Origin of the sequence: Staphylococcus sp. HMSC62B09 (genome assembly GCF_001839115.1) — a bacterium.
GTDB lineage: Bacteria > Bacillota > Bacilli > Staphylococcales > Staphylococcaceae > Staphylococcus > Staphylococcus haemolyticus.
On sequence record NZ_KV840121.1, the window covers coordinates 39,203 to 51,960 of the forward strand.

Genomic DNA, 12,758 nt, shown 5'->3' on the forward strand with positions numbered 1-12,758 from the left:
TTTTAAATGATGAAACTTCAAGCGTTTAATTATTTTCTATATGATGTTTTAAATTAGTATTTTTAAGTTGCCATGCTAGATAGATACCTAAAAGAATATAAATGATTAAGAAGATATACCAGAATGGTGTCAAAATAGTTAATAATACAATCGAAATTATAATAAGCATATAGCCTATAGTAATTGGAAATTTAAGCTTTTTTATAAATTTAAAAATTCCAAGTTCTCCTCTAGAGAAAGTACCTAAAAATATCGCACTAGCACCTATTAAGAATATTGTTGGCGCTAAGTATGGAACAGACATGTAAATGGATTGATCACTTGATCCATAGGTAATAAATAATGAGCAACTTATTATGATAGAAAATATCAAGGCAATCGATTTATACTCATAAATAATAAGTGTATAGTGTTGATGATTCAAGTAATATTGAAGTCCCAACCAACATATAAAAAAAGCGATTGAGCATAATGTTATAAAATTAAATTTGTCGATGACGATAGCATTAATTAAAGCGTTAATCGTTATTGCTATTAATACGGAGCTAAATTTAAGTTGCTTGAATTGGTGCTTATATAAGTCAAAGCCGAGTACACCAAGCACTACGGCGATATTAATCAATACATATATAATCATGCTGTACTCCTATCTCACATAGTTCATTAGAACATTATACCAATTAAAACAAACTTAATCATTTCAAAACACTTAAAAAATATTTTTCATTTATAAAGTAATTATTAAACACCTTTTTTGTTACTCCACAGTAACGTATGCAACTGTGGTAAAACATAAACTTGGTTCATATCATTACTAGCCATCACTCTATCAACTAATGCTTCATATCGACTCAAAAGTTTCTCTGTATGGTTGTCAACATCATCATCTAGGTAGGGGTTACCTACTTGTAAGTAAAAAGGAATGTTTGGGTATCGATGATGTATCATTTTGGCGAATTCGTAATCATCATCATCAAAAATAACAACCTTTAAATTAAGTGTTGATTCAATGCATTGTTCGATTACACTATCTAATATGTCAATGTTAGTTTTCATATTGGAGCTTGGTGGTTTAGGACTTATAGTTAAATCGTTAATTTGTCTCATCCATGGTTGGAATTTACTTCCTTGAGTTTCTAAAGCAGTGTATATCTGTTTTTCTTCAAATAAATCCACTAAATCTTGTATACCTTTAATTAGTGCTGGGTTACCTCCAGATATCGTAACGTGATCAAAACGGTCACCACCGATTTTTTTCAGTTGATTATATATTTCTTCAGCTGTCATTAACTGAATGTCTTCTTTAGCACTTCCATCCCAAGTGAAAGCAGAGTCACACCAACTACAACGATAATCACAGCCTGCAGTTCTAACAAACATCGTTTTGCGACCTATAACACGTCCTTCACCTTGAATCGTAGGTCCAAAAATTTCTAGTACTGGAATTTTAGCAGCCATTATTTATACTCCTTTGGGCGATATACGACATAACTAGTCGGCGTTTCACGTAGATAAACTTGAACACATTGAGGTTGATTATCACAGTTTTGTAGATGAGTTTGGACCATTTTATATATTGTTTGAGCTACAACTTCAGTTGAAGGACTCTTATCTTTAAATTGAGTTAAATCATTTAATAAGTAGTGATCGAATTGGTCGTGGATTAGTTTTTTTAAATCACTAAAATTGATTAAGAAACCATTATGATCGAGTTTATCCCCTGCAATTGTTAAATTAACAAAGTAAGTATGTCCATGTGTTCTCATACATTTACCGGCATCTTCACTTGGAATGTAATGCGCGGCTGAAAAATTAAAATCTTTATTAAGTTCAAAACTATAGGGGTGGGTAACTGATGGATAAAGTTGTTGAATCATTTTAATTCGCTCCTTTTATTTCTAAATAATGTTGTAGACCACGTTGTCTTAATTGACATGCTGGACATTCTCCACAACCATCACCAATAACACCGTTATAGCATGTAAGTGTATTGTGTCGAATATAATCTAGAACACCTAATTCGTCACTAAGTTCCCATGTCTGTGCTTTGTCTAACCACATTAAAGGGGTATGAATAACAAAGTCTTTATCCATAGATAAACTAAGCGTTACATTCATTGATTTAATAAAGCTATCACGACAGTCTGGATAACCTGAAAAGTCCGTTTCACAAACCCCGGTAATAATATGTTTGGCATTGCGTTGATAAGATAATGCACCAGCAAATGATAAGAATAATAAATTACGTGCTGGTACAAACGTGTTTGGAATACCGTCTTCACCAGTTTCAATGTCCATATCATGTTGTGTTAAGGCGTTTGGAGTTAATTGTGATAATAGTGACATATCTAAAATATGATGTTTTAAATTTTGCTCTTTTGCGATGCGTGTAGCAACTTCAATTTCTGCATCATGTCGTTGACCGTAATTAAATGTTACCAATTCAACATCTTTAAAATGTTTTTTAGCGTAAAATAAACACGTTGTGCTATCTTGCCCTCCGCTAAATACTACAATGGCTTTGTCCTTGTTTAAATTTTGCTTTGTCATGAATATTCTCCTTTTTTGAAAAGATTAGATCATACTTTATGCCGTCTCTAACCTAGCCATGAGAACATAAAAAAGTCTATCTCTATAAAAAAGATAGACTTAGAAACATTGCAACTAGTTATATAAAAGTAATGTTACCTTCAAACTAAATATTTCGATTATTGTCTAGTTTTTTATAGAGGGTTTCAGCTAGGAACCTCTTTTGAGTTTTTAGTACGCTAGTTAGCGTAATATATTCACTTCTTAAAATCAAGCTATATTTTAAAGCAATATAAATAGTAAACCCTTACATTTCCAAATAATTATTAATTATAATAAGGTTATAGATGAAGTTATTTAACATAGAGTTGGAGCGACATAAATGATTATAGTTATAGATAATAAAGATTCATTTACATATAATTTAATAGATTATTTTAAGACAGAAACTGATAAAGAGATAGTTGTATACGGGGTAGATGACGTTTCCGTTGATTTATTAAGGTCATCTAACGTAGAGGCAATTGTCATCTCGCCAGGTCCAGGTAAACCTAGTGACTATCCAATTTTAACTGAAATTATGAATCAATTTGAGGGTGAAATTCCTATATTAGGTGTCTGTTTAGGTTTCCAATTTATTTATGAATATTATGGAGGTACAATTATTCATGGATTAAAGCCGGTTCACGGTCATACCACAACATTAACTCATAGAGGAACTGGACTATTTAAAGGACTACCTCAATCGTTTGAAGTAATGAGATATCATTCACTCATTGCAGATAGAAATCATATTCCTACCGTTTTAAATATGACAGCTTATAACGAAGAGGGGATTATAATGGCTTTTGAACATAATAAATATCCTATTTATGGCGTTCAGTATCATCCTGAATCTATTTTAAGTGAATATGGTCATGAACAGATACGACTATTTTTAGAAAAAGTGGGGATAGACTATGAAAATCGCATTTAATTATCGATACTATACGACACCTGACCATTTTGAAACAGTAGCATTGAATTTTGACACGTATGCCTCTAAAAAGGTGGCTTACACTTTGAATGACATCGGTGCAGTAGTTCGCTTTGCTCAAGATGAACAATCAAACGGACGTTACGTAGCACTTTATCTTACATATGAAGCGGCAAAATTTTTTAATCAAGAAATGGCTACGCATGAATTGGATAATAATCAAGTCATAGCTCTTGCATATAGTTTCAATCCTAATATGGCTAAACATCTGTCTAACAATCTTTCACAAAGCTACATACCTAAACATAAGTTTCGCTTTTTGGAGAGTGATGCAGAAATGCAAGATAAGATCAAACAAGTTCAAGACGCAATCACTGATGGAGAAACGTATCAAGTGAACTATACAACACGTTTAGTTAGTGATATCCATTACCCAATCTCCGATTTATATTATTATTTAACCCAGACAAATAATGATGGTTATACTGCATTATTAGATGTAGAAGAGATTAAAGTTGCCTCAATTTCTCCTGAATTATTCTTTCAAAAAGGGGCATTTAATAACCAAGAAAATGTAGTCGTAAGTAAACCGATGAAGGGGACAATGCCACGTAGTATTAATAAAGATGAAGATTTGATGAATTATGACATATTGAAGAACTCTCTTAAAGATCGTGCTGAAAATGTAATGATTGTTGATTTATTGCGTAATGATATTTCTAGAATTTCTAAGCCAGGAACTATACACGTTAATAAGCCATTCTTTATAGAAAGTTATAAGACTGTTTATCAAATGACGAGTATGGTCTCGGGTCGATTAGAAGCTGAAACGAGTTTGACTGATATTTTAAAAGCGCTGTTTCCATGTGGTTCCATTACGGGCGCACCGAAACTTAATACGATGTCATACATTAAAGCGCTTGAGCCTAATCCTAGAAATATTTATTGTGGCACAATTGGATTATTATCTCCGGATGATAAAATGATATTTAATATTCCAATTCGAACGCTTGAGTATCGAAATGAGAAAGTTCATTACGGTGTGGGTGCAGGTATTACAATTGATTCTATACCTGAAAAAGAAGTACAAGAGTTTCGAGATAAAACAAAGATATTGGAGATGTTATAAATGAACTTGTTTGAAACGATGCGTCTGGAAAATGGTGAAATTCCAAGACTTCAATATCATACTAATCGAATACAACAATCATGTGGACGTTTGGGTTATGCCTTTTCAAAGGAGAACTGGTTACATCTTGTAAAAGAGGTTATAAAAAATCATCAACAGGGCACGTTCCGGCTTAAAATAGAAATAGATAAAACTGGCGATATGAATTATGTAATTAAACCTTTATCTCAAAAGTCGCTGTTTACGGCTAAATTTCAGCAAGTTCAAACGCATTATAACGAACGATATATCATTAACAAAACTACAGAACGCCAGCATTTAGCACACAATCATGAGACAGATTTAATATTATTATATGATGAAAAAGGTAAAATTCTGGAATTTGATATTGGTAATATCATGATAGAGGAAGATGGTACATACTATACGCCGAGTTATGACAACGACTTTTTATTGGGGTGCATGCGTCAATCTCTTATAGATGAAGGAAAACTTTCAATCAAAAATTATACTAAAACAGAACTCAGCGAGAAATTAAATAATCAGCAGGTACGTATCTATTTACTAAATAGTTTACGAGAGGTTGCCGATGTGTCTATTTATCTATAAAATAATATTGGAAGTATATGCGTATTTATTGATAAAAACGAACTAACGGAGTGAATTATGGCAATATTATGGGTTGTAATTATTGTGATTTTAAATGTGATAAGTAAATATTTAGCAGATCGATATTTAAATAATAATGCACTCATTAAGGCACGTATTGTGGCAACCGTTACCGTTTTAATTCAATGTGTATTCATTTATTTTTTAATTAATTCAATCATTCCTTATGTGGTTGATTTTCTAAATATATTTTATCATCACTAAATATAATTATTTTGAGGTGGAGTTATGAAGATTTATAGTCAGGGAGATCAAGCAATTGTAATTGCGGTTGAAAAAGAAGTATCTAAAAATGTAACAACTGAGTTAATCGCAGTACGTAATCATTTATTAAAGAAAGATTTACCATTTATAACTGAAATTGTTCCTACTGAATCAGATATGATGATTTGCTATGATGCTCGAGATATGATTAAACATCATAATATTACTTCACCTTTTCAATATATGAAGGCATTAGTAACATCTATACAGGAAGAAATAAAACAATTAGAAATGAACAAAGATGAGAGCACGACCTATGAAATTCCTATTATTTATGGTGATGAATTTGGTCCCGATTTACAGGACTTGCTAGAGTATTACAAAATAACAAAAGATGAATTTATTCAATTACATTCTGATAATGCTTACTTTGTCTCTATGATGGGCTATGCTCCTGGTTTTCCATATTTAACTGGAATGAATGAAGCATTGTATGTTAATCATACAAGTAATAAGAAGAAACTTGTTACTGCAGGTTCAGTTATTATTGAAGGGAAAAAATGTGGGATTGTTACAACTGATACATATAATGATTGGTTAGTGATAGGGTACACGCCTATGACGTTATTTACCCCTGAACAAGAAGATTTTACACTGCTAAAATTAGGAGATAATGTCACTTTCAAACCAGAAAAACGCAAAGATATTGAATTAGGAGAATTTAAACCATGTCAATCATAATAGAAAAAGCCGGATTGTTTAGTAGCTTTCAAGATTTCGGGCGTCATGGATATGAATATGCAGGTGTTATTCCGTGTGGAGCTTTAGACACGCTAGGTCATGAAATAGCAAATCGTCTTGTCGCTAATGACAAGAATGAAGCAACACTTGAAATGACACATATTATGGCGAAAATTCGATTCACCGAACCTACTTTAATTGCATTAACAGGTCAAAATTTTGAAGCTTATACACAAAACCTGCGAGTAAAACCTTATAAACTATACCTTTTAGGTAAAGATGATGTGTTATCTTTTAAAGAAACAAATAAAACGTCACGTGTATATCTTGCTATAGGTGGAGGATTTAAATTAGACAATTGGCTAGGTTCGAATTCTACAGATTTAAATGTTCACATTGGTGGCTATCACGGGCGTAAACTTGAAAATGGCGATGAAGTTGAAATGAAAAGAGAATATACTGAACGTCATCATAAGTTGTTTGAAAATCTAAAAGAAAAGCGTACTACTGATTGGGGGATTGATGGTTATGCATTGTCGTTCAACTATATCTCTGACGTGTTTCATGTTATCGCTAATAAAGGTACTGAAGACTTTGATAAGGAAACGCAATCCCATTTTATTAAAGGCGAATATAAAGTAACTAATAAATCAAATCGTGTTGGTATGTTATTAGATGGTGAGAAGATAAAAGCATATTACGATGATATGCCTGCACATCAATCTGTTAAAAGAGGAACGATTCAAGTTAAAAGAGATGGTACACCGATTATCTTATTAAACGATCATTATACAATAGGAAGTTACCCCCAAATTGGAACGATTGCGAGTTATCATTTGACTAAACTTGCACAGAAACCACAAGGGTCACGTTTGAAATTCCAATTTATTGATATTGAAACCGCTGAAAAAAATGTTGTAAAATTTAGCAATTGGATGAATCAACTGTTTCACGGCATTGAATTCAGAATGCAATTAGAAATGATGAAATAACTGTTAATAATTAATTAAATGTACGACTTATTTAAACGTTTTTTTAAATAGATTGAGTAAGTCTATAGTCTGATTAAAAATATCATATAAGAAACTATAATAAATAAATCAGTGCGTCATCATTATACTTATATATATTTGTGACAAACTATTGAGATGTCGATATATAAAGATGTTTTTTCTTGATAAATGAGTAAAAATACTATATATTTATATATTGAACTACGGGCAATATTACAATAATATTACAAAGTTCATAATTTGTTAATATTTTATTAATAATTAAATAGAATAGCATTCAACAATGTATACATAAGGCATTACTAACGGATAGTTCGTCAATGGGACAAATATGTAAGAGTGAATTATCGTTTGTATTTAATGTATGTGTATGACATATTCTTAATAAATTAAAATAGCGAAATTTAAAAATTAGTAAGTAATTGCATAACGGTCATATTTGAGTAAGTGTTTAAGTCTTCGGTTAAGTCTTTAACATTTCTTCAAAGTTGAATAACTATAAACGGAGGAAACATACATGAGTTTACACAAAAAGAAAATAAGTCTTTTTGCGTTTTTCTTACTGACTGTTTTTACAGTGACATTGAAGACGTATTTTTCATATTATGTTGATTTTTCTTTGGGTGTTAAAGGACTAGTTCAAAACTTAATACTATTGATGAATCCATATAGTTTAATCGCGCTTATTTTAAGTGTGTTCTTATTCTTTAAAGGAAAAAAAGCATATTGGTTCATCTTTATTGGAGGATTTTTACTATCATTCTTGCTATATGCAAATGTAGTTTATTTTAGATTCTTCTCAGACTTTTTAACATTTAGTACACTTAATCAAGCGGGGAATGTTGAGTCTATGGGTGGTGCTGTTGGGGCATCATTTAAATGGTATGACTTTGTTTACTTTATAGATACTATTATTTATCTATTTATCCTTATTTTCAAAGGAAGTTGGTTAGATAAGCGTGTCTTCAGTAAAAAGTTTGTACCGGTTGTAATGGCTGCTTCAGTAGCATTATTCTTCTTGAACTTAGCTTTTGCTGAAACAGATCGTCCTGAGTTATTAACACGTACGTTTGACCATAAATATTTAGTGAAGTATTTAGGTCCATATAACTTTACAGTTTATGATGGCGTTAAAACGATCCAGAATAACCAACAAAAAGCATTGGCTTCTGAAGATGACCTAACTAAAGTATTGAATTACACGAAACAAAAAAATACAACACCAAATTCAGAGTATTTTGGTGCTGCTAAGAAGAAAAATATTATTAAAATACATCTAGAAAGTTTCCAAACCTTTTTAATCAATAAAAAGGTTAATGGTAAAGAAGTAACACCGTTCTTAAATAAATTATCGACAGGTAACGAAGATTTTAGATATTATCCAAACTTCTTCCATCAAACTGGTCAAGGTAAAACATCAGACGCTGAGTTCACAATGGATAACAGCCTTTATGGTTTACCACAAGGTTCTGCATATTCATTAAAAGGTGATAATACTTACCAATCATTACCTGCTATATTAGATCAAAAGCAAGGTTATACTTCTGATGTTATGCACGGTGACTACAAAACATTCTGGAACCGTGACCAAGTTTATAAACATTTTGGTATTGATAAGTTCTACGATGCAACATATTATGATATGTCTGACGATAATATTGTTAATTTAGGTTTAAAAGATAAACCGTTCTTTAAAGAGTCAGCAGAATATCAATCTAAAATGAAAGGACCATTCTATTCACACTTAATTACATTGACAAACCACTACCCATTCACATTGAGTGAGGAAGATGCAGATATTGATAAACCTAATACAGGTGATTCAACTGTTGATGGTTACATTCAAACAGCGCATTATTTAGACCAAGCACTTGAAGAGTACGTAACAGATCTTAAGAAGAAAGGTTTATACGACGATTCAGTTATTATGATTTATGGTGACCATTATGGTATTTCAGAGAACCATAATAATGCGATGGAAAAATTATTAGGTGAAAAGATTACGCCAGCGAAATTTATGGACTTAAACCGTACAGGTTTCTGGCTAAAAATTCCTGGTAAAGAAGGTACAGTAGATAAGACATATGCTGGTCAAATGGATGTTATGCCTACTATATTACATTTAGTAGGAATTGACTCTAAAAACTTCTTAATGTTTGGTACTGACATGTTATCTAAAGATCATAATGATGTAATTCCATTCCGTAATGGTGATTTCATTACGAAAGATTACAAATATGTAAACGGTAAAGCATATTCTAATAAAACTAATGAATTATTAGAAACGGAACCTAAAGATTTAGATAAGAATAAGAAACAGGTTGAGAAAGATTTAGAAATGAGTGACAATGTCTTAAATGGTGACTTGCTCAGATTCTATAAAAATCCTGATTTCAAAAAAATTGACCCGTCTAAATATGAATACAAAACTGGTCCTAAAGGGAACCAAAAATAATCAAGTAGAGTCTATAATATAAATTTTTTAGACTAATGAAAAAAGACAATTTCTATTGAAATAAATAGAAATTGTCTTTTTTAATATGATTTTGATTATGTGCAACATGTTGAGTTGCAATATATAGTTGATGCTATAGATACATGTCTCAAATGATGTTGTAATTTAAATAATTGCTGATTAATAGTTAATTTAAATATCTGTGATAATTGCAAATTTTATCCAAGCGCTACATCTAAAATCATCATAATTGTAAAGCCTAACATTAGACTTAGTGTTGCTAAATCCGTGTTGTTACCAGATTGTGAGTCAGGTATAAGTTCTTCAACAACAACGAATATCATAGCTCCAGCTGCAAAAGCTAATGCATAAGGTAAAACAGGTGTAATAACTAAAATCAATGCAGCGCCAATAGTAGCAAAGATAGGTTCTACAATCGCAGAAGCTTGTCCGTAATTAAACGCTTTCCAACGAGACGCGCCTGCCGCTCTAATAGGCATAGATAATGCTGCACCTTCCGGAATGTTTTGTATTCCTATACCAATTGCTAACCCTAAAGCACCTAGGAATGTAGCTTGACTATTTCCAGTTGCTATACCACCAAAAGCAACACCAATCGATAGTCCTTCTGGAATATTATGTAACGTAATAGCTAGTACTAATAATGTATTCTTACTTAAAGAAGTCTTAACACCCTCGCGGTACTGACTCTTATCGCCAATTCTTTGATGTAAATGAGGAATAACTGAATCGAGGACACGTATAAAGATACCACCAAATAAAAAGCCAATTGCAGCAGGTAACCAAGCAGGTAAACTACCATCTTTACCATAGTCAATAGAGGGTTGTAATAAAGACCAAAAGCTGGCAGCTATCATAATGCCCGCAGCAAATCCTTGCATAGATGTTAGTATTCGTTCATTTACGGATTTAAATATAAATACAGAAGCAGCACCTAATGCTGTGAGTAGCCAAGTAATAATACCTGCTAAAAGCGCCTGTAAATAAGGCGGTAAATTTTCGAAAAAGTCAATCATAACTCTTGTCTCCTTGTATCATTTAAGCCTAAAAAGGTGTATAATATATAGAACTGATTTAAGCTTATCAAAAATATTTAAAAAATTCGATATTTCGATTTGGAAAAGGGAGTAGATGCATGGAAGCGTATAAAATAGAGCACTTAAATAAATCATATGCGGATAAAATCATTTTCGATGATTTAAACCTATCTATTTCTGAACATGAAAGAATAGGATTGGTTGGAATAAATGGTACTGGTAAAAGCACTCTACTTAAAGTTATCGGGAATATAGATGATGATTATACAGCTGATATTACGCATCCTAATCAATATCGTATACGATATTCTTCTCAAAAGCAGGATCTAGATGGAGATATGACTGTTTTTCAAGCTGTACTTAGCTCAGACACAACGACTCTTCAAATTATAAAAGCTTACGAAGAAGCAGTTAATGCATATACACAACAACAAGATGACGCGCATTTTCAAAAGATGATGGAAGCACAAGAGGCTATGGACCGAAATAGTGCATGGGATTATAATGCTGAAATTAAAACCATATTATCTAAACTAGGTATTAATGATACGACTAAAAAGGTGAACGAACTGTCAGGTGGTCAACAAAAACGTGTTGTGCTAGCTAAAACGCTTATTGAACAACCTGATTTATTATTATTAGACGAACCTACAAACCACCTAGACTTTGAATCCATAACATGGCTAATTAATTATGTGAAGCAGTACCCTCATACTGTATTGTTCGTAACCCATGATCGTTACTTTTTAAATGAAATTGCGAGTAGAATCATTGAATTAGATCGAGGTAAATTAAAATCTTATCCAGGTAATTATGAAGATTACATAGCAATGCGAGCAGAAAATGAAATTATTGAACAAAAACAACAAGAAAAACAAAAGGCTTTATATAAACAAGAATTAGCTTGGATGAGAGCTGGCGCCAAGGCAAGAACGACAAAGCAACAAGCGCGAATCAATCGTTTTAATGATTTGGAATCAGAAGTACAAGCTCAACACGTTCAAGATAAAGGGCAACTGAATCTAGCGTATTCAAGATTAGGCAAACAAGTGTATGAGTTGGAACAACTTTCAAAACAAATTAACGGCAGAACATTATTTGAAGATATTACTGAAATTATTCAAAGTGGACAACGTATTGGTATAGTTGGGCCAAATGGAGCTGGAAAGACCACGTTATTAAATATTTTAAGCGGAGAAGAGAACGATTATACAGGCACACTTAAAATTGGCCAAACTGTAAAAGTAGCATACTTTAAACAAACAGAAGAAACGTTAGATAGAGATATACGTATGATTGATTACCTACGAGAAGAGAGTGAAGTGGCTAAAGAGAAGGATGGAACTTCAATTTCTGTAACTCAATTACTAGAACGTTTCTTGTTCCCAAGCTCAACACATGGTAAGAAGATATACAAATTATCAGGCGGAGAGCAAAAACGCTTATATTTATTAAGATTACTCGTGCATCAACCTAATGTACTGTTACTGGATGAACCGACAAATGACTTAGATACAGAAACATTAACTATTTTAGAAGATTATATTAGTAGTTTCGGTGGTTCAGTTATAACTGTTAGTCACGATCGCTATTTTTTAAATAAAGTCGCTCAAGAGTACTGGTATATTCATGACGGAAAGATGGAACGTATTGTAGGTGCCTTTGAAGATTATGAGTCTTATAAGAAAGAGCAGGATAAATTAGTTGCACTAGAGAAACAAGCACAACAACCAAAACAAAAAACAACGGTGCGAAAAAAATCAGGGTTGTCTTATAAGGAAAAACGAGAATACGAAACTTTAATGGATCGTATAGAACAAACTGAAACACGCTTAGAAGAAATAGATGAAGAGATGATTGAGGCCAGTGCTGATTATGCCATAATCAAAGAATTAAATGAAGAGAAAGAACAATTAGAACTAACATATGAAACAGATATCACGAGATGGAGTGAATTAGAAGAACTAAAAGAGCAATAAGGGGA

13 protein-coding genes and 1 riboswitch are annotated in these 12,758 nt (G+C 32.2%); of the genes, 8 read left to right on the plus strand and 5 right to left on the minus strand.

Annotation, left to right across the window (positions count from 1 at the left end):
• Positions 1-25: 25 nt before the first annotated feature.
• The 4 genes from HMPREF3265_RS03605 to queC form a co-directional block, all read right to left on the minus strand.
• A complete protein-coding gene (locus HMPREF3265_RS03605) occupies positions 26-637 on the minus strand; it encodes a DUF2273 domain-containing protein (RefSeq protein WP_070581435.1) in 612 nt (203 codons plus the stop codon).
• A 104-nt stretch (positions 638-741) separates the two neighbouring features.
• On the minus strand, positions 742-1,458 hold the full coding sequence (gene queE / locus HMPREF3265_RS03610; RefSeq protein WP_070441847.1) for a 7-carboxy-7-deazaguanine synthase QueE: 717 nt from the start codon (positions 1,456-1,458) through the stop codon (positions 742-744).
• Positions 1,458-1,877 (minus strand): 6-carboxytetrahydropterin synthase QueD, encoded by a 420-nt coding sequence (gene queD / locus HMPREF3265_RS03615; protein ID WP_070678475.1) that lies wholly within the window; start codon positions 1,875-1,877, stop codon positions 1,458-1,460. The genes queE and queD overlap by 1 nt, the downstream gene beginning before the upstream one ends.
• A 1-nt stretch (position 1,878) precedes the next feature.
• Complete coding sequence (queC, locus tag HMPREF3265_RS03620; protein ID WP_070581432.1) at positions 1,879-2,550, minus strand: 7-cyano-7-deazaguanine synthase QueC; 672 nt, start codon at positions 2,548-2,550, stop codon at positions 1,879-1,881.
• Positions 2,551-2,709: 159 nt separating this feature from the next.
• Positions 2,710-2,756: riboswitch (PreQ1 riboswitch) on the minus strand.
• Between the two features lie 155 nt (positions 2,757-2,911).
• Between queC and HMPREF3265_RS03625 the strand changes: the two genes are divergently transcribed.
• From HMPREF3265_RS03625 to ltaS, 7 genes are all read left to right on the plus strand, one after another.
• Positions 2,912-3,505, plus strand: a complete 594-nt coding sequence (locus HMPREF3265_RS03625; protein WP_070861047.1) for an anthranilate synthase component II — start codon at positions 2,912-2,914, stop codon at positions 3,503-3,505.
• Complete coding sequence (locus tag HMPREF3265_RS03630) at positions 3,489-4,634, plus strand: chorismate-binding protein (protein ID WP_070861048.1); 1,146 nt, start codon at positions 3,489-3,491, stop codon at positions 4,632-4,634. Before HMPREF3265_RS03625 ends, HMPREF3265_RS03630 begins: the two co-directional genes overlap by 17 nt.
• Complete coding sequence (locus tag HMPREF3265_RS03635; protein WP_070839897.1) at positions 4,635-5,243, plus strand: aminotransferase class IV; 609 nt, start codon at positions 4,635-4,637, stop codon at positions 5,241-5,243.
• A 57-nt stretch (positions 5,244-5,300) separates the two neighbouring features.
• A complete protein-coding gene (locus tag HMPREF3265_RS03640) occupies positions 5,301-5,507 on the plus strand; it encodes a hypothetical protein (RefSeq protein ID WP_037548483.1) in 207 nt (68 codons plus the stop codon).
• Between the two features lie 24 nt (positions 5,508-5,531).
• Positions 5,532-6,248 carry a 5-oxoprolinase subunit B family protein gene (locus tag HMPREF3265_RS03645; RefSeq protein ID WP_070581428.1) on the plus strand — a complete coding sequence of 239 codons (717 nt, stop codon included), beginning with the start codon at positions 5,532-5,534 and terminating at the stop codon, positions 6,246-6,248.
• Complete coding sequence (locus HMPREF3265_RS03650; RefSeq protein WP_070581427.1) at positions 6,236-7,240, plus strand: 5-oxoprolinase subunit C family protein; 1,005 nt, start codon at positions 6,236-6,238, stop codon at positions 7,238-7,240. The genes HMPREF3265_RS03645 and HMPREF3265_RS03650 overlap by 13 nt, the downstream gene beginning before the upstream one ends.
• A gap of 538 nt (positions 7,241-7,778) precedes the next feature.
• Positions 7,779-9,716: a polyglycerol-phosphate lipoteichoic acid synthase LtaS gene (ltaS, locus tag HMPREF3265_RS03655; protein WP_037548486.1), complete on the plus strand. Its 1,938-nt coding sequence runs from the start codon at positions 7,779-7,781 to the stop codon at positions 9,714-9,716.
• Positions 9,717-9,934: 218 nt separating this feature from the next.
• On the opposite strand, the gene HMPREF3265_RS03660 is transcribed toward ltaS, so the two are convergent.
• Positions 9,935-10,753, minus strand: a complete 819-nt coding sequence (locus HMPREF3265_RS03660) for a ZIP family metal transporter (protein ID WP_070441822.1) — start codon at positions 10,751-10,753, stop codon at positions 9,935-9,937.
• A gap of 119 nt (positions 10,754-10,872) precedes the next feature.
• Here HMPREF3265_RS03660 and HMPREF3265_RS03665 point away from each other — a divergent pair, with 119 nt between their 5' ends.
• Complete coding sequence (locus HMPREF3265_RS03665; RefSeq protein ID WP_070441819.1) at positions 10,873-12,753, plus strand: ABC-F family ATP-binding cassette domain-containing protein; 1,881 nt, start codon at positions 10,873-10,875, stop codon at positions 12,751-12,753.
• The last annotated feature ends 5 nt before the right edge of the window (positions 12,754-12,758 follow it).